Below are 16,956 nucleotides of genomic sequence, written 5' to 3'. Positions count from 1 at the left end.
AGGCCGGCCCGCCGCACGATCCCCCACTGTCGAGAGCGCGCGGCGCGAGCAACGGCCGCGCGCATCGGTTCGTTCTTGTGAGCTCTTCGCCCGGCCCCGACGTCGGGCGCTGTAGCGGAGCACGTCCTCGGAACGCACCGCTTCCGAGGAAGGCTTCACCTTGTCCTATACCGACCGTCCGGCCGCCCGTGGCGGCTCGCGCGGAAACCGCCGGGGCGGCCGTCGCCGCCCGGCGAGCGCCGTCCAGGCTCCGCGCCCGGACGCCGAGTTCTCGGTACCGGAGACCCGCACTCCCGCACTGCCCCCGATCGCCTCGTTCGACGAGCTGCCGCTGCCGCCGCGCATCCTGACCGCGCTGGCCGCCCAGGGGGTGACGGACCCGTTCCCGATCCAGGCCGCGACGCTGCCGAACGCCATCGCCGGCCGGGACGTCCTCGGCCGCGGCCGCACCGGCTCCGGCAAGACCCTCGCCTTCGGCCTGGCGCTGCTCACCCGCACCGCCGGCCGCCGCGCCGAGCCCCGCGCCCCTCTCGCCCTGGTCCTGGTTCCCACCCGGGAACTCGCCCAGCAGGTCACCGACGCGCTGCTGCCGTACGCGGACGCCGTCGGCCTGCGGACGGCGACCGTGGTCGGCGGCATGTCGCTGTCCCGCCAGGCGAACGCGCTGAAGCGCGGCACGGACGTCCTGATCGCCACGCCCGGGCGCCTCGCCGACCTCATCGAGCGCGGCGACTGCCGCCTCGGCGACGTGCGGATCACCGTGCTGGACGAGGCCGACCAGATGACCGACATGGGCTTCCTCCCGCAGGTCACCCGGCTCCTCGAGCAGACGCCGTCCGGCGGGCAGCGGATGCTGTTCTCCGCGACGCTCGACCGCAACGTCGACCGGCTCGTCCGCATGTTCCTCGATGACCCGGTCAGCCACTCGGTCGACCCGGCGGCCGGTGCGGTGACCGCCATGGAGCACCACCTGCTGCACGTCGCCGACGACGACAAGCAGGACACGACCGCTCATATCGCCGCCCGCGCCGGGCGCGTGATCATGTTCGTCGGCAAGAAGCACGGCGCGGACCGGCTCGTCCGCAAGCTGGTGGCCCGCGGCATCCGCGCGGCCGCGCTGCACGGCGGCAAGTCCCAGTCGCAGCGCAACCGCGCGCTGGAGGGCTTCCGCACCGAGGACGTCACCGTGCTGGTCGCCACCAACGTCGCCGCCCGCGGCATCCACATCGACGACCTCGACCTGGTCGTCAACGTCGACCCGCCCGCCGACCACAAGGACTACCTGCACCGCGGCGGGCGCACCGCCCGCGCCGGGCGCGCCGGGACCGTGGTCACGCTCGTCCTGCCCGAGCAGCGCCGCGAGATGGACGACCTGATGGCCAAGGCGGGCATCAAGCCGCGCGTCACGCAGGTGCGTCCCGGTGACGGCGAGCTGGCCCGCATTACCGGCGCGCGCGAGCCGAGCCGGGCCGCCGCGCAGAACCCGGCCCCGGCGCGCGAGGCCGCTCCCGCCCGCAACGCGGCCCCCGGCCGCAACGCGACGCGGAACACCGCGCCGACCCGCAATGCTTCGCGCGACACCGGGACCGGCCGTAACGCAACACGCGACGGCGGGGCAACCCGCAAGCCGGCGCAGGAGAGCGGCCGCAACGCGGGGCGGGACACCGCCCGCAACGCGGCAGGCTCGCGGACGGGCGGCCGTGGCGGCGGCTCGGCCGCGCGCGGCTCGCAGCGCGGGGACGGGCAGGTCAGCGGTTCCCAGCGCAAGCCGCGCCGACGCGCGTCCACCCTGAACACCTGACGCCTCCGCGCCGGGCCGGCCCGTTCACGCCAGCTCGCCCTGACTCCGCTCGCGTTCCCTGATTGCCGCACGGCCTCGCGCCGCGGCGGCGTCGGACGCGGCGGCGTCGGACGCGGCGGTGTCGGACGCGCGGTGGCGAGGCCGCCGGAGGAGGAGCGGGACGAGCAGGAACGCGCCCGCCGCGACCGGCATCGCACCGCCGGCCAGGGCGGCGAGGCCGGGGACAGCGGGCTGCGCCACTCCCCATGACGAGCCGAAGAACGCGAACCAGCGGGGCCGTTCGGCCTCCGGGGCGATCTCCGCGATCAGGGCCTGCCAGCGGCCCTGGAGCGCGCTGTCGGCGTCCCGCACACGCCGCCGGACGGGCTCGTGCGGCAGGAACGCCAGCGCCAGCGCGGCGGCGGCGAGGCAGGTCGCCGCGTCCACGACCGCGAGCCAGCGGGCGCCGAGCGGCAGCAGGACGGCGGCGAGCAGCCCGCCGACGGCTCCCGCCGCGACGAGCGAGGTGCCGAGGACGCCGTAGACGTCGCTCTGCCGGCCGGCCGGGGCGGCGCGGGCGAGCGCCTCCTGGGTGGCGGGCTCGTAGATCTCGAAGGCGAGGCCGACCAGCGCCACCGCGCCCAGCGTCTGCGGCGGCCCGTGCGCGGCGGCGAGAACGAGCAGGGCGGCGCCCGCGCCCGCGAGGCCGAGCGCGATGAGCGTGCGGGGCGCCAGCCGGTCGAGGAGGACGCCGCCGAGCCACCGGGACGCGAGCGCCGCGACGCCGAAGACGGCCAGTGCCGCCGAGGCGAGGTCCGGGCCGGCGAGCACGGCCAGGAACGCCATGACGTACGCGCCGAGCTGGTTGATCACGCGCACGCCGATCAGCGCCCTGACCGGGCGCGGCAGTCCTCCTGACACCCGCGCAGGCTATGCGGCACGTCGGACGTTCCCGCACGCGAGGACGCGTAATCCGGGTGTAATCGGGCGTCCCTAGGGTCTGCGAGCGTGAGACGCGGGTGTGCGATCAGGACGGTCGCGACGGGCGGCGCGCTGGCGCTCGCCCTGTCGGGATGCGGCGGGGACGGCGACGGCAAGGCCTCGGGACCCGGGCAGGTGGCCGCGAAGCCGGCGGCGGGGGCGGCCGCGCCCGCCGGGGGCTGGCCGCAGCCGGAGAACGGGCGGCTGACGGCGAAGATGTGCGGCCTGCTGACGGACGGCGACTACGCCGGGTACGGCCACGAGCGCATGCCGCTGGAGAGCGGCGGGCCGGCGCAGGACGGCTCGAACGCGATCAACTGCATGTACATCCTGGGCGACCAGCTGACGCTGGCCCTGCAGAGGACCGCGCAGGGCGCGAAGATCGCCTTCCGGCAGGGGCTGGCCGATCACCAGGACCGCCTCAAGGGCAAGCAGTCGGTCCTGGCGTCCAATGTGGTGCAGGGGGCGGACGAGAGCTGGTTCGACTACTCGACGCTGGGCGCCGACGTGGGCGAGTACGAGGTGGAGGCGAGGCGCGGCGCGCTGACCGTCGGGATCATCCTGCCGGAGGTCCCCCAGCATCCGGACAAGGATCCGAAGGGCATGCTCGCGGGCCTCGCGGGCCTGGTGCTGCAGCGGCTGCCGGACGTCGGTAAGGCCGATACGGGGACCGTCCACCAGGTCAAGTACGTGGTGTGGGGGTCCGGCAAGGTCTCCAGCCAGGTCACCTACAACGATCCGGTGAGCACCAAGACGGTGACGCTGAGGAACGTGAAGCTGCCGTGGCACAAGGAGTTCCCGATGCCGGACACCGGCGACCGGCCGACGGCGGCGCTGACGGTCAGCGGTGCCGGCGCCGCGCCGACGGGAGTGATCGGCTGCGAGATCCTCGTGGACGGCAAGTCGGTGGACAAGAAGGCGCCGCACGGGTTCATGAACTTCTGCAACACCACCTACCACAACTGACACCCGGCCTGATCGAACATGTGTTTGACCCGGTGGGTACAGTGAGGGCATGTTCCAAGGCTCGCTGCTGGACCGCGCCGACGAGGCCGGCCCCCGCCCGCTGAGCGAGGCGCGGCGGACGCGGCTGGCCCACGGCGCCTGGATCGACGTGCTGCCCGGCTGGATCCCGGGCGCGGACGCGCTGTTCGAGCGGCTCAACACGTCCGTCCCGTGGCATGCGGAGAGGCGCCGGATGTACGACCGGGTCGTGGACGTGCCGCGCCTCCTGTCGTTCTACGACGAGGGCGCCGCGCTGCCCGACCCCGTGCTGGACGAGGCCAAGGCCGCGCTGGACGAGCATTACGCGGAGGAGCTGGGCGAGCCGTTCCGGACGGCCGGGCTCTGCCTCTACCGGGACGGCCGCGACAGCGTCGCCTGGCACGGCGACCGGATCGGGCGCGGTGCCCGCGAGGACACGATGGTCGCGATCCTGTCGGTCGGCGCGCCGCGCCCGCTGCTGCTGCGTCCGCGCGGCGGCGGCCCGACGATCAAGCGGGAGCTGGGGCACGGCGACCTGATCGTGATGGGCGGCAGCTGCCAGCGGACGTGGGAGCACGCCATCCCGAAGAGCGCCCGCGCGGTGGGCCCGCGGATCAGCGTCCAGTTCCGCCCGCGCGGCGTCCGCTGAGACGCCGCCCCGCCGCCCCCGCCGGTGGACGCGGGCCGCTCCGACACGTGATCATTTCGGGTATCCGTTCGGGGAGGCGATGGACGATGACGATCTCGCTGGTCACCGGGGCGAACCGGGGCATCGGGCTGGAGGTGTGCCGGCAGCTCGCGGCGCGCGGGCACGAGGTGCTGCTCGGGGCCCGCGACCCCGCCGCCGCCGAGCGCGCCGCGAAGGAGACCGGCGCGACGCCGGTCCGGCTGGACGTGACGTCCGCCGCCGACATCGAACGCGTCGCGGCCGACATCGGGCGGCTCGACGTGCTGGTCAACAACGCCGCGATCACCTACGACACCTGGCAGCGGGCGTCGAACGCGGACCTGGACGTGGTCCGGGAGGCCGCGGAGACCAACCTCTACGGGCCGTGGCGGCTGACGCAGGCGCTGTTGCCGGTGCTGCGGCGCAGCCCGCACGGCCGGATCGTCAACGTCTCCAGCGAGGTCGCCTCGCTGGCGGGCATGACCTCCGGCACCCCCGCCTACACCGCGTCCAAGGTCGCGCTCAACGCGCTGACCAGGATGTTCGCGGCCGAGCTGCGGGCGGACGGGGTGCTGGTGAACGCGGTCTGCCCCGGCTGGGTCGCGACCGACATGGGCGGCCCCGGAGGGCGGCCCGTCGCCGACGGCGCGGCGAGCGTCGTGTGGGCCGCGACGCTGCCCGACGACGGCCCGACCGGCGGCTTCTTCCGTGACGGCCGCCCGCTCCCCTGGTGAGAGCCCCGGACATGACCCGCGTGGAACCGCTCGCCGCGATCACCGCGGCGACCCGCGACCTGCTCGCGTCCGCCGGCCGGCTGGGCGACGCGGACATGCGCGCGCCGTCGCTGCTGCCCGGCTGGACGCGCGGCCACGTCCTCACCCATGTCGCCCGCAACGCCGACGGCGGCACCCGCCTGCTGACCTGGGCGCGCACCGGCGTCGAGGCACGCGAGTACCCGAGCATGGAAGCCCGCGCCGCCGTGATCGAGGACGGCGCCGGACGCCCGGCCGCCGTCCTCATCGAAGACGTCCGCGCCAGCGCGGAGCGGTGGGCCGAGGCGTACGAGGCGATGCCGGACGACGCGTGGGAGCGGGTCGTCGAATGGACGTCGGGCGCCCGCCGCCCCGCCGCGCGGGCCGCCGACTCGCGGCTCACCGAGGTGCTCACCCACCACGTCGACCTCGACGCCGGGTTCACGGCCGCCGACTGGCCCGCGGACTACGTCGCGCGGATGCTGCCGAACATCGTCGCGGCCTACGCCCGCCGCGACGACGATGCCCCGCGCCTGCGCGTACGCGCCACCGACACCGGCGCCGCCCACGGCGACGGTGAGATTCAGGTGTCCGGGCCGGCGTCGTCCCTGCTCGCGTGGCTGATGGGCCGCGCGGACGGCCGCGACCTGACCGGCGCCGAGGGCGTCACGCTGCCGTTCCTCTACTGACGCATCCGCCGATGGCGGGAGCGCGGCCGGAGCGGCCGGAGAACGCCCCGGCGGCCCGGCGGCGACCGCGGGCGCCGGCCCGGCGGCGGCGCGTTACCGCGTTGTCGGAATCCGCCGTAAAAGGGGGCCGCCGATTGTGGCGGACGACAATTATCGCGAAAACCGGGGAGAATGAGTCGCGTGACTCAGCGGCCGTCCAGTTCGCCGTTCCGGACGGCGCGCAGCAGGGTGCGCCACTCTGCGGAATCGAGCGTGAGCGTTCCGGCGGCGGGGGCGCGGGAATCGCGGACCAGCACGGCCGGGCCGTCCGCCGCGACCTCCACGCAGTCACTCGCGGACTGGCTCCTGCTGCCCTTGCGCCAGCTCAGGGCCTCCTCCCGCTTCGACCGATCGACCATCCAGCAACCCTCCATCCGGTGCCGGCGGTGCCACCTCGTCGGCCGAGCAGGCCGGGGGGCGCCCGCCGGCGAGAGCCAAGCAGGGCACGACGAACCACGACCTTGTGGAAATTTTCCCGATCACGAGTGTAAACGGTTCCAGTTATCCCGCCTACAAGGGAACACAAGATCACTCTGCGTGCTATGAAGGCCACTCGGCTTGGAGAAGGGCCGGAACGGCGTCACCTCCCGTCGCGGTCGTTTCGCTCCCCGGGGAATGGGCCGATCAGGCCATCAGCTCTTCGGCGGTGCGGCGGAGCATCGCGATGGACTCCTCGGCCGGGAGCGCGTCGTCCAGCAGCAGCTCGAAGGTGTCGCGGTACTCGGTGATCCGGTCGTCCTCACCGGTGATCATCGCGCTGGAGCCCGACCGGCCCTCCAGGAAGAGCACGTCGTCGAGGTCGCCGTCGAACTCCAGGAGCGTGAACGGGCCCTCCAGGCCGAGGTGCGCCCCCGCGCTGAACGGGATGATCCGGATGGTGAGCAGGTCGTCGGTCTCGGCCTGGTCGGCGATGCCGCGCAGCTGCGCGGGCATGATCCCGGGATCGACCTTGATCCCCACATGGCGGCGGATGACCGCCTCGTCGATGATGTAGAGCTGGCGCGGCGGGTTCTCGCGCTTGGCCAGCTCCTCCTTGCGCTGCATGCGCAGCTTCACGCCCATCGCCCGCGCCTGCGGCGACACCTTGGCGGTCGAGAGGACCTCGGCGTACTCGCGGGTCTGCAGGAGCCCGGGGATCACCGAGCCGTGGAAGTGCCGGATGTAGGCGGCGCCGGCGGCGTACCCGACGTAGTTGAGGAAGTTGGGGTCGAAGTCGCCCCGGTAGGCGTTCCACCAGGCCGACTCGCGGGCGCCGCGCGCCAGCGCCTGCAGCCGTTCCTGGCGGCCCTCCGAGGTCACGTCGTAGACGTTCAGCAGCGCCTGCAGGTCGGTCCTGGTGATGGCGTTCTTGCCGCCCTCGACCCGGATGAGCTTGGACGGGGACCACTCCAGCTGCCGCACCACCTGCTCCTGGGTCAGGCCCTTCTCCTTGCGGAGGCGGACGAGCTCGGTGCGCAGCAGTGCGCTCTGGACGATGGGCCCCTGGTCACTTGTCATATGAAGCTCACTCTACGTAGTTTTCGCCACCTAACCGTATGCTACCTGGCACTGAGCGAGCTGTCAGGACGCATGCCAACAAGCCGACACCTGACTCTTCGGTGATCGGTGCGGTCAAGGCCGGAGTCCCGCGATAACACGGAATCTCGAACGATCAGCAGGTTTCGGCGTGCCGTATGTCGGTAGACTATGTTGTAATGTGCTAGGTGGCAAAGTAACAGCATCCGCCCCGCCAGCGGGCGGCCTGCCACCTCGATACGGAGACGATCCTCACGCAGGGTGAGTACGCGGCGGGGGTGCCGCGGCCGCCCGGCGGACGGGGAGCGAGCAGAAAACGTACGGCCGGCGGCCCGGGCGGCGCCGCCGAGGGGAGCACGACGGGGAGGCAGAAACCGGTACGTCGCTTTTCGGTAATTCCAGAAAATTGAATAGAGTCGCCCCCGCTCTCCGCCGATCACCGGTCGCGAGCCAAGACGATCGGCCGGAAGGCGGGGGACGACTCCGCGAGACCGCCGGGCGCGTCGCGCCGGACCTGCGGGAACCCTGCACGCGATGCGGGGCCACCCGTATTGACCTGGCAAAACGCACTCCGCGGACTCACCCAGTCTAACCGCGATCACGCGGCATGGGCTATAGGTGACGCGACTTCGGCACCGCATCGTCTCCCCGCCGGCACCCCGCGGCGGGCCTGACCGCAATGGCGTGACGTGCCCGGAGACGCGATTCAAGGCATGGGGTCATCCGACATGTCACGACAGCAGAATCATCCCCCGACCTTTGACGTCCACCCCATTCACGAGCAAGTTCCCCCCATTCATCGGCATTCGCCGAATTTCCGCACCGGGCGGCGCGGCTTCTGGGCCTCGCTCGTCCCGCTGGAGCAGGCGGCGTTCCTCGCCGCCGCGCACGAGGTCGAGTTCCCTCTCGGGGAGGTGCTGTGGCGGGAGGGCGATCCCGCCGACGACCTCCTGGTGATCCGCTCCGGCGCGGTGCGGATCTGCGTCGACCGGGAGGGCGGCGAGCGGATCGTCGCGTTCCGCGGTCGCGGCGACATCATCGGCGAGCGCGCCGCGCTGCTGCTGCGGCGCCGGTCGGCGACCGTCGTCGCGGTCGACACCGTCCGGGCCCTGCGGATGAGCACGCGGGAGTTCGCCTCCTACCTGACCGAGCACACCCGCGTCGTCGCGCTGGTGGAGCAGGAGGTGTACGACCGGCTCACCGAGCACCTGGTGCCGCCGCAGCGGAACGCCGCCGGCCCCCAGCACCTCGACCCCTACAGCGGGACGAGCGCCTACGCCGCGATCACCCCGTACGACGAGGACGGCGTCCTGTCGCCCTACGCCACGCGCGCGCCGCAAACCGCACTGCGCCTCGCGCCGCCCTACACCGAGCCCACGCAGCCGATGGGCGTCCCCGCGCGCGCGTACGCCACCGCGCTGAAGGAGCCGCCCGCCACCCGGCCGTGGATGGGCCACATGTGCTCCATCATGTTCACCGACATCGCCTCCTTCAGCGCGCCGTACCGCAACGACACGGACCGGCTGGAGATGCGCCGGATCATGTACGAGCTGCTGTGGGAGGCGTTCGCGGAGTCGGACCTGCCGTGGGACGCCTGCCACCGCGAGGACCGCGGCGACGGCGCCCTGATCGTCGTCCCGCCCGAGACCCCCGCCGCCGCCGTGCAGCCGGTCGTCGCGCGGCTCGCCGCGTCGCTGCGCCGCCACAACCGGACCGCGCAGGAGGCCGTCCGCATCCAGCTGCGGATGGCGCTGCACGTCGGCCCGGTGACCTCCGACCCGCAGGGCGTGTCCGGCTCGCCGGTGATCCACACCGCGCGGCTGCTGGACGCCGGCCCGCTGCGGCGCCGGCTCGCCGAGACCCGTGCCGACCTCGGCTTCGTCGCGTCCGCGTTCGTGTACGAGTCGGTGCTCGCGCACGCGCCGGACCACGACCCCGCCGACTACGCGCCGTTCACCTGCCGGGTGAAGGAGTCGCGGCTGAAGGGCTGGACCCGGATGGTGGACGGCCGCCGCCCGGGCTGATCACGGCGCCCGGGCCGGGCGACGGCTCGGGGCTGGACACGGCTCGGGCTGGTCACGGCTCCGGGCCGGACGCGGCTCCGGGGTGGTCACGGCTCCTGCGGGATGCGCAGCACGAACCGGGCGCCGCGGTCGCTGTCCTCGACCTTCAGCGTGCCGCCGTGCGCCCTGGCGATCTCGCGGGCGATCGGCAGGCCGAGCCCGGTGCCGTTGGCGTCGCGGGCCTTGCCGGCCTTGAGCCGCGCGAACCGCTGGAAGACGACCTCGCGCTCCGCCGGCGCGATGCCCGCGCCGTCGTCCATCACCTCCAGCACCGCGACGCCGTCCTCGGCGCGGACGGTGACGTCGACCCGCGACTCGGCGTGCCGCTCGGCGTTGTCCAGCAGGTTCGTGAACAGCCGGACCAGCCGCAGCCGGTCGCCCTGCAGCCGGACGCCGTCCTGCAGGTGCGGGACGATCCGCTTGCCGCGGTCCGACCGGGCCAGCTCGATGGTGACCATGGCGGCGAGGTCGACCGGCTCGGTGTCCTGCCAGGCGCCCGCGTCCAGCCGGGCCAGCTGCAGCAGGTCGGTGACGATGGCCTGCAGCCGGTCGAGGGTCTGCAGGACGGTCCGCGCGGTGCCCGGCCAGTCGACGTCGTCGGCGTACAGCAGCGCCTCCTCCAGCTGGGTCCGCGCGGCGGCGATCGGGCTGCGCAGGTCGTGCGAGGCGTCGGAGGTGAAGCTGCGCTGCTTGGCGAGCGCGGCGTCCAGCCGGTCGAGGGTCGCGTTGACGGCCTCGGCGAGCCACCGGATCTCGTCCCGGTTGCCCGGCACGGTGACCCGGCGGCCGGACTTGCTGGCGGTGATCTCGGTCAGCTCGCGGCGGATCCCGTCCACCGGGGCGAGGGTCCGGTCGATGGTCCGCCACGTCCGCAGGGACACCAGCAGGACCAGCAGCAGCGCCGTGCTGACCAGGAACGTCAGCAGGCCGCCGTTGACGTACCAGGGGACGTTCGCCGCGGCGGCGTAGACCTCCCAGTCCCCGCCCGGCCGGTGCACCGAGAACTCGATCACCCACCGGCAGCCGCGCATGCCGCCCGGCGGGCACAGCACCTGCGCGTCCTTGAAGCCGGTCGCGACGCCCGGGCGGAACGTGGCCATCGGCGGCCCGTGCACCACGTCCGGGGTCCCGGCGATCACCGTGTTCCGCGCGTCGAGCACCTGGACGGCGATGCCGTGCGGCGCGTCGACGTCGCCGCGCACCGTGCGGGTCCGGAACTCCTCGGCGACCCGCAGCGCCGTCGACAGGGCCTTGTTGCGCTCGTAGTCGGAGGCGCGGCCGCGCACCCCGACCATGATCATGGTGATCAGAACGGCGCCCACCAGGGCGGCGACCGCCCCGGCAATCACGGTCATCCGCACCCGTATGGACCATGTGCGCCGTCCGTACACCCGACCTCCCGCAGGTGAGGTAATCACCCGGAGGGCCGGGTTCAGTCCTCGCGACGGGCGCCCGGCGCCCAAGAGAGGCCAAAGAAATGGTTGCCGATGACCCGTCGCTGACCTGCGGCGACGCGAGTTCCCCCGATCCCCGTGCGGCTTTCCGCGCCGCACGCCGCCGGTCCGCGTCCCGAGTTGTTCAGAACCCGGAGAGCTGGCCGCTCCCGCTGTTAGCATCCCCGGTTATGGAGCTGCGCCAGCTGGAGTACTTCGTGGCGGTCACCGAGGAGGCCGGCTTCACCAAGGCCGCCGCGCGGCTGCACGTGGCCCAGCCCGGCGTCAGCGCGCAGATCCGCCAGCTCGAACGCGAGTTCGGGCAGCCGCTGCTCGACCGGTCCGGGCGGACCGTCCGGCTGACCGAGGTCGGCGCCGCCGTGCTGCCCTACGCGCGGGCCGCGCTCGCCGCCGTGGAGGGCGCGAAGCTGTCGGTGGACGAGCTGACCGGCCTGCTGCGCGGCCACGTCACGATCGGCACCGTCGACTGGATCGCGTCCCTGGACCTGCCCGGCCTGCTCGCCGGGTTCCACCGCGACCACCCGGACGTGGAGATCACCGTCCTGCAGGACGAGTCGGCGGCGCTGGCCGACGGGCTGCTCTCCGGAAGCACCGACCTGGCGTTCCTCAGCCTCGGCACCGAGCCGCCGCCCGGGATCGCGGTCCAGTCCGTCATCGAGCAGGACCTGTACGCCGCCGTGTCCCGCGACCACCCGCTGGCCGGGCGCGCGTCGGTCCCGCTGCGCACGCTCGCCGAGCAGCGCCTGGTCAGCCTGCCGAAGGGCACCGGGCTGCGGGCCGTCCTGGACGAGGCGTGCGCGGCCGCCGGCCTGCGCCCGCGGATCGCGTTCGAGGCCGGCGAGCCGCCCGTCCTCGCCCAGCTCGCCGCGCACGGGCTGGGCGTGGCGGTCCTTCCCGAGTCCGCCACCGCGATCCGGGCCGACGAGCTGGCGTCGATGCCGATCGTCCGGCCCCGGCTGCGCGGCCGGATCGCGCTGGCGTGGCGGGCGGAGGGGCCGCGCGGCCCGGCGGCGCGGGCGCTGATCGCCCGGGCGCGTGCGGCCCTGCCCTCACTCGGCTAGCGGGCGCCTTTTGCTGGGGGTCATGCCTCGGCCTTCAGGACGGTGCGCAGGACGTCCGGCTTGTTGGTGATGATCCCGTCCACTCCGAGATCGACGGCCTTCGCCATCTTCGTCTTGTTGTTGAGGGTCCAGGTGAGCAGGTGCAGGTGCGCCGCGTGCACCTGCTCGACATAGGTCTTGGTGAGGTCGCCGTAGGACGGGTTGATCAGGTCCGCGTAGGCCTTCAGCTTCTTCAGGTCCGCGGCCTTCGGCTTGCCCAGCAGGCCGGTCGGGACGCCGGGCAGGTCCTTGTGGAAGCGCTTGACCGACGCCCAGTCGAACGACTGCACCACGAGCCGCCGCTCGCTCGGCGCCGCCTTCGCGCCCAGCCAGTACGACCGGTGCCGCTTGAGCGCCGCGGCGACCCGGCCCTCGATCCCGGGATACAGCGCGGGGCTCTTCAGCTCCAGCAGCATGCCGAGGCCGCTGCCGCTCAGCGCGCCCAGCGCATCGTCCAGCGTCGGGACGCGCTCGCCCTTGTACTTCTTGGAGTACCAGGATCCGGCGTCCAGCTTCTTGATCTGCTTGAGGGTGAGCTGGGAGACCTTCCAGGGCTTCTTCGCCGGGTAGACGTGCTCCACGTCGGTCGTCCTGGCCAGCGTGGTGTCGTGCAGGATGACGAGCTTGTGGTCCTTCGTCTGCTGGACGTCGAGCTCGAACATGTCCGCGTGCCGGGACTTCGCCAGCCTGAACGAGGCGACCGTGTTCTCCGGCGCGTACGCGGACGCGCCGCGGTGCCCGACGTCGAGGACCTTGGAGGCGGCCGCCGCCTGCTGCTGGACGGCCGGGAACGGGAGAGGCGGGAGGAGGGGATGCGGGTCGGCGGCGGCCGCCGTAGCGGGGCCGGTGCTCGCGGCCGCGGTGAGGACGGCCGTGAACGCGATGCCATGCCGACGGGACATTGTCACCTCTCGGGAGCCGGGGGATGCCTGCCTCGACCCTCGGTTCGGCCGATGACGCCCGGGTTACGAGCCGGTAGCAGACCATGTACCAAGGGTGACATTACGCATTCGGAGCGTGCGTTACGAGGCGGACACGGCGTCTTCGCCCGATCGACTCACCCGTCCCCTTGCGGTGGTTCCTCCGCCGGCTCCCCGGCGTCCCGCTTCGCGCCCTTCGCCGCCTTTGTCAGCACCAGCGCGCCGAGCAGCACCCGCCCGCCGCGCCGCAGCGGACGGAACGGGCGCGGGAACCGGATGCGCCGCGGCCCTTCCACGTCCGGCGCCGGCGCCGGGGGCGGCACCACGGGCCGCCTTGGCTGTTTCGGCTGTTTCGGCACGCCCAGCCTGGTCGGACGGCTCCGGCCGCGCAGCGTCACCGACCTGCCGAACTCCCACTCGTCCGATTCCGCCAGATGCGCGAGCTCCACCACCGTCCCGGACGCCAGCACCCGCCCCGGCGACGCCTTCGCCAGATCGCTCAGCCGCGCCGCCTCGTTCACCGGATCGCCGATCACCGTGTACTCGAACCGCTGCTGCGCGCCGATGTAGCCGGCCACCACCGGGCCCGCCGACACGCCGATCCCCGCGTCCAGCACCGGCACCTCCGCGCGCAGCCGGACCGCCAGCTCGCGCGCCGCGCCGAGCGCCCCGCCCGCCGAGTCCTGCATCTCCGACGGCGCCCCGAAGATCGCCAGCGCCGCGTCCCCCTCGAACTTGTTGATCCACCCGCCGTGCCGCGCCACCACCGCCACCACCACGCCGAAGAACCGGTTCAGCAGCCCCACCACCTCGTCCGGGCCGCGGGTGTCGGCCAGCCGCGTCGAGCCGGTCAGGTCGACGAACAGCACCGCGACCTCGCGCGTCTCGCCGCCCAGCTCGATGTCGCCGCGCTCCAGCGCCAGCCCCGCGACCTCCTCGCCGACGTGCCGGCCGAACAGGTCCCGCAGCCGCTCGTGATCGCGCAGCCCCGCCACCATGTGGTTGAACCCCGCCTGCAGCTGCCCGACCTCGCTCGCGTCGTACACCGCCACCTCGGTGCCGAGATCGCCGCGCTCGACCTGCGCCATCCCCGTCCGGACGGACTTGATCGGGTCCGCGATCGCCCGCGTCGCCATGTACGTCACGTACACGCCGACGATCAGGGCCGCACCGCCCAGCCCCAGGATCGTGATCGCCAGCTGGTCGACGTCGATGTCCGGCGCCGCGAGCGCCGCCACCGCCACGCAGATCAGCCCGAACACCGGGATCGCCGTCCCGAGCGCCCACGCGAGCATCACCCGCGTCGTCACCCCCGGCAGCCGGAGCCGGCGCGGCCCCTCCGCCGCCAGCACCAGCGCCGCCGCCGGCCGCAGCAGCCGCTCCGACAGCAGGTAGACGATCGTGCAGGTCGTCGCCGCGCCGAGCAGGCACGTCAGGCCCGTCTTCACCGCGAGCCTGCCGGTGAACAGCACCACGTCCAGCCCGGCCCAGCCGGCCGCGCCGACCCCCCACAGCGCGCCGACCAGGAACGTCAGGCGCAGCGGCCCCAGCAGGACGGCCCGCCCCTCCGCCCGGTCGGGGATATGGCCGCCCCGTACCAGGCTGACCACCGGACGCCACAGCCACAGCCCCGCGACCAGCGCGATCGGCCCCGCCACCACCGGATAGCTAAAGAACGCGACCGCGTTCACCAGATGCACATGATCCGGATCGCGCAGCGGCGGATCCGGCACCACGAACGTCGCGAACAGCAGCACCACCAGGCCGCCGATGATGTTCGCGACCACCACCACGACCGCGAGCACCCACCGGACCCGCACCTCGAGCATCGTCCGGGGCACCCCGGGGAGCAGGCCGCGCGCCACCGTCCTGGTCACAGCTGCGCCTCCGTCCCCGAGGTCCCACGGAAATCATCGCACTAGACGGTGCTGCCCTCCTCGGCGATCGCGACCTCCGCCGGCGCCGCCCGCTGCGAGCTCCGCCACACCAGCGGCCAGCCCGCCAGGATGATCACGAACCAGCCCGCCATCACGTACAGGGCGACCCGGGTGTCCGCCTCCCACGCGATCGTCACCGTGACGAACGCGAAGAAGGCCAGCACCAGCCAGTTGGTGTACGGCGCCCACGGCATCCGGTAGGGCGCCTTGGGCAGCACGCCCGCCGCGACCTTCCGCCGGTACGCCATGTGCGCCACCAGGATGACGGTCCACACCAGCAGTGCGCCACCCGTCGACACCGACGTGATGTACTCGAAAGCCTTGTCCGGCACCACCGCGTTGACCACCACGCCCACACCCATGACGAGCGCGGAGATGACAACGGTGAGCACCGGGACGCTCCGCCCGTTCAACCGCGCGAGCGCCTGCGGCCCATCCCCGTTGACGCCGGCCGTCCGCAGCATCCGGGACGTCGAGTACAGCCCGCCCGCGTTGCAGGACGACAGCGCCGCCGTCAGCACCACGAAGTTGACGATGTCCCCGCCGCCCGGAATGCCGATCTTGTCGAACGCCAGCACGAACGGGCTCGCCCCGCCCTTGAACGCCGTCCACGGCACCACCGCCATGATCACCAGCAGCGACCCCAGGTAGAACAGCGCGAACCGGACCGGCAGCGCGTTGATCGCCCGCGGGATGTTCTTCTCCGGATCCCGCGCCTCGCTCGCCGTCACCCCGACCAGCTCGACGCCCAGGTAGGCGAACATCACCATCTGCAGCGTCATCAGCATCGGGCCGGCCCCCTCGGGGAAGAACCCGCCCTGATCCCACAGGTTCGAGACGCTCGCCGTCTCGCCGGCGTCGCTGAACCCGAAGACCAGCACCCCGATCCCCACGAGGATCATCATCACGATCGCGGCGACCTTGATCATCGCGAACCAGAACTCCAGCTCGCCGAACACCTTCACCGAGATCAGGTTGACCACGAACAGCACGACCAGCGCCACCAGCGCCGTCTGCCACTGCTCGACCCCGGGCAGCCACTTCTGGACGTACGTGCCGGCCGCGGTGAGCTCCGCCATCCCGGTCGTCACCCAGATGATCCAGTACGTCCAGGTCGTGGCGTAGCCCCAGAAGGGCCCGAGGAACTCACGGGCATACCCGGCGAAACCTCCCTCCGCGTGCCGGTAGGTGAGCAGCTCACCGAGCGCCCGCATGACGAAGAACAGCATCAACCCCGCGACGGCGTACGTCAGCACGAGACTCGGGCCGGCCTTGGCGATGTTCTCCCCGGCCCCGAGGAACAACCCCGTGCCGATGGTGCCGCCGATGGCCAGCATCTGAATCTGGCGGGTACCGAGCCCGCGCTGATAGCCCTCCGCTTGGTCTGGGAGCTTTGCGACCACGCGCTTCTTCCAACCTCTCACGTCGACGGCCGCCCCTCCCGGGACGGCTCCGGCCCGGCCAGACTAGGAACCGCGCCCCCGAAAACGAAACACACGCCCCGTGACCCTCCGTAGCCCCCGTCCTCCCCCGTCCCGCCCGCGGTTAACGAGTTGGCGCCGTCCTCGGGCATCGCGTATGCTCTCGGACGTCGCCAAGGACCGGCAGCCCAGCCGGTCGGGTCACCGCCCCGAAGCCGCTAAGCTCGAGGCAAGCAAGGTCCTGTGGAGCAGCTAGGAGTGCTCGCCACCCTGTCAAGGTGGAGGCCGCGGGTTCAAATCCCGTCAGGACCGCCAGACGCGCCGACGCGCGTCCTGGGCAGGTAGCTCAGTCGGTACGAGCGTCCGCCTGAAAAGCGGAAGGTCGGCGGTTCGACCCCGCCCCTGCCCACCATTCCAAGCAGCGAAGAACGGCCCCTGACCAGCGCTTACGCGGTCAGGGGCCGTTCCCGTCTGTCCGGTCGCGTCCGGCCGTCACTGGCGGGTTGCGGGTGACCGTGCGGAATGCGTGCGGAACCCAGCCGTCCTGTAGTGCCTGCTCAACCCCAACACGGCCCTCCAGCCCTCAAAGCCCCAACGCCCAGACGGCGACCTTGTCGAGGCCCCGCACTCTGGCCTGGGCCAGGCCACCCTGGT

14 protein-coding genes and 2 tRNA genes are annotated in these 16,956 nt (G+C 72.9%); 9 read left to right on the top strand and 7 right to left on the bottom strand.

Annotated features, from left to right (window positions below):
• The first annotated feature begins 160 nt into the window (after positions 1 to 160).
• On the top strand, positions 161 to 1,801 hold the full coding sequence (locus ACA514_RS38990) for a DEAD/DEAH box helicase (RefSeq protein ID WP_375046321.1): 1,641 nt from the start codon (positions 161 to 163) through the stop codon (positions 1,799 to 1,801).
• A 24-nt stretch (positions 1,802 to 1,825) separates the two neighbouring features.
• Here the strand turns inward: ACA514_RS38990 and ACA514_RS38985 are convergent, their stop codons facing one another.
• Positions 1,826 to 2,701, bottom strand: coding sequence for an MFS transporter (locus tag ACA514_RS38985; protein WP_375046320.1), 876 nt, complete (start codon positions 2,699 to 2,701; stop codon positions 1,826 to 1,828).
• A gap of 87 nt (positions 2,702 to 2,788) precedes the next feature.
• Here ACA514_RS38985 and ACA514_RS38980 point away from each other — a divergent pair, with 87 nt between their 5' ends.
• The 4 genes from ACA514_RS38980 (at position 2,789) to ACA514_RS38965 (ending at position 5,853) form a co-directional block, all read left to right on the top strand.
• Positions 2,789 to 3,727 carry a hypothetical protein gene (locus tag ACA514_RS38980; RefSeq protein WP_375046319.1) on the top strand — a complete coding sequence of 313 codons (939 nt, stop codon included), beginning with the start codon at positions 2,789 to 2,791 and terminating at the stop codon, positions 3,725 to 3,727.
• 49 nt (positions 3,728 to 3,776) lie between these two features.
• Positions 3,777 to 4,394: an alpha-ketoglutarate-dependent dioxygenase AlkB gene (locus ACA514_RS38975; protein ID WP_375046318.1), complete on the top strand. Its 618-nt coding sequence runs from the start codon at positions 3,777 to 3,779 to the stop codon at positions 4,392 to 4,394.
• 86 nt (positions 4,395 to 4,480) lie between these two features.
• Positions 4,481 to 5,146, top strand: a complete 666-nt coding sequence (locus tag ACA514_RS38970) for an SDR family oxidoreductase (RefSeq protein ID WP_375046317.1) — start codon at positions 4,481 to 4,483, stop codon at positions 5,144 to 5,146.
• An 11-nt stretch (positions 5,147 to 5,157) separates the two neighbouring features.
• Complete coding sequence (locus ACA514_RS38965; protein ID WP_375046316.1) at positions 5,158 to 5,853, top strand: maleylpyruvate isomerase family mycothiol-dependent enzyme; 696 nt, start codon at positions 5,158 to 5,160, stop codon at positions 5,851 to 5,853.
• Positions 5,854 to 6,038: 185 nt separating this feature from the next.
• Here the strand turns inward: ACA514_RS38965 and ACA514_RS38960 are convergent, their stop codons facing one another.
• Positions 6,039 to 6,251, bottom strand: coding sequence for a DUF397 domain-containing protein (locus ACA514_RS38960; protein WP_375046315.1), 213 nt, complete (start codon positions 6,249 to 6,251; stop codon positions 6,039 to 6,041).
• 265 nt (positions 6,252 to 6,516) lie between these two features.
• The gene (locus ACA514_RS38955) at positions 6,517 to 7,389 is read right to left on the bottom strand and encodes a helix-turn-helix domain-containing protein (protein WP_375046314.1); all 873 of its coding nucleotides are present in this window, start codon (positions 7,387 to 7,389) and stop codon (positions 6,517 to 6,519) included.
• Positions 7,390 to 8,135: 746 nt separating this feature from the next.
• Here ACA514_RS38955 and ACA514_RS38950 point away from each other — a divergent pair.
• Positions 8,136 to 9,431, top strand: a complete 1,296-nt coding sequence (locus ACA514_RS38950) for a cyclic nucleotide-binding domain-containing protein (RefSeq protein WP_375046313.1) — start codon at positions 8,136 to 8,138, stop codon at positions 9,429 to 9,431.
• Positions 9,432 to 9,517: 86 nt separating this feature from the next.
• On the opposite strand, the gene ACA514_RS38945 is transcribed toward ACA514_RS38950, so the two are convergent.
• Positions 9,518 to 10,825: a sensor histidine kinase gene (locus ACA514_RS38945; protein WP_375046312.1), complete on the bottom strand. Its 1,308-nt coding sequence runs from the start codon at positions 10,823 to 10,825 to the stop codon at positions 9,518 to 9,520.
• Positions 10,826 to 11,094: 269 nt separating this feature from the next.
• Here ACA514_RS38945 and ACA514_RS38940 point away from each other — a divergent pair, with 269 nt between their 5' ends.
• The gene (locus ACA514_RS38940) at positions 11,095 to 11,985 is read left to right on the top strand and encodes a LysR family transcriptional regulator (protein ID WP_375046311.1); all 891 of its coding nucleotides are present in this window, start codon (positions 11,095 to 11,097) and stop codon (positions 11,983 to 11,985) included.
• Positions 11,986 to 12,005: 20 nt separating this feature from the next.
• Here ACA514_RS38940 and ACA514_RS38935 read toward each other — a convergent pair whose 3' ends face one another.
• The 3 genes from ACA514_RS38935 to ACA514_RS38925 form a co-directional block, all read right to left on the bottom strand.
• Positions 12,006 to 12,926, bottom strand: coding sequence for a glycerophosphodiester phosphodiesterase (locus tag ACA514_RS38935; RefSeq protein ID WP_375046310.1), 921 nt, complete (start codon positions 12,924 to 12,926; stop codon positions 12,006 to 12,008).
• Positions 12,927 to 13,081: 155 nt separating this feature from the next.
• Positions 13,082 to 14,821: an adenylate/guanylate cyclase domain-containing protein gene (locus ACA514_RS38930; protein WP_375046309.1), complete on the bottom strand. Its 1,740-nt coding sequence runs from the start codon at positions 14,819 to 14,821 to the stop codon at positions 13,082 to 13,084.
• Between the two features lie 41 nt (positions 14,822 to 14,862).
• A complete protein-coding gene (locus tag ACA514_RS38925; RefSeq protein WP_375046308.1) occupies positions 14,863 to 16,284 on the bottom strand; it encodes an amino acid permease in 1,422 nt (473 codons plus the stop codon).
• Between the two features lie 255 nt (positions 16,285 to 16,539).
• On the opposite strand from ACA514_RS38925, the gene ACA514_RS38920 reads away from it, so the two are divergent.
• Positions 16,540 to 16,617, top strand: a tRNA-Asp gene (locus ACA514_RS38920).
• A gap of 20 nt (positions 16,618 to 16,637) precedes the next feature.
• A tRNA-Phe gene (locus tag ACA514_RS38915) sits at positions 16,638 to 16,714 on the top strand.
• Positions 16,715 to 16,956: the final 242 nt, after the last annotated feature.

It is taken from the genome of Actinomadura sp. NTSP31 (genome assembly GCF_041951385.1).
Taxonomy (GTDB): Bacteria; Actinomycetota; Actinomycetes; order Streptosporangiales; family Streptosporangiaceae; genus Spirillospora; species Spirillospora napierensis.
The sequence above is the reverse complement of the archived record's forward strand: the minus strand, read 5'-3'. Positions and strand labels throughout refer to the sequence as shown.

Excerpts from the sequence above, each read along its gene's own strand:
- ACA514_RS38975 (WP_375046318.1), top strand. The coding sequence starts at position 3,777 with ATGTTCCAAGGCTCGCTGCTGGACCGCGCCGACGAGGCCGGCCCCCGC.
- ACA514_RS38970 (WP_375046317.1), top strand. The coding sequence starts at position 4,481 with ATGACGATCTCGCTGGTCACCGGGGCGAACCGGGGCATCGGGCTGGAG.
- ACA514_RS38965 (WP_375046316.1), top strand. The coding sequence starts at position 5,158 with ATGACCCGCGTGGAACCGCTCGCCGCGATCACCGCGGCGACCCGCGAC.
- ACA514_RS38960 (WP_375046315.1), bottom strand. The coding sequence starts at position 6,251 with ATGGTCGATCGGTCGAAGCGGGAGGAGGCCCTGAGCTGGCGCAAGGGC.
- ACA514_RS38955 (WP_375046314.1), bottom strand. The coding sequence starts at position 7,389 with ATGACAAGTGACCAGGGGCCCATCGTCCAGAGCGCACTGCTGCGCACC.
- ACA514_RS38950 (WP_375046313.1), top strand. The coding sequence starts at position 8,136 with ATGTCACGACAGCAGAATCATCCCCCGACCTTTGACGTCCACCCCATT.
- ACA514_RS38945 (WP_375046312.1), bottom strand. The coding sequence starts at position 10,825 with ATGACCGTGATTGCCGGGGCGGTCGCCGCCCTGGTGGGCGCCGTTCTG.
- ACA514_RS38940 (WP_375046311.1), top strand. The coding sequence starts at position 11,095 with ATGGAGCTGCGCCAGCTGGAGTACTTCGTGGCGGTCACCGAGGAGGCC.
- ACA514_RS38935 (WP_375046310.1), bottom strand. The coding sequence starts at position 12,926 with ATGTCCCGTCGGCATGGCATCGCGTTCACGGCCGTCCTCACCGCGGCC.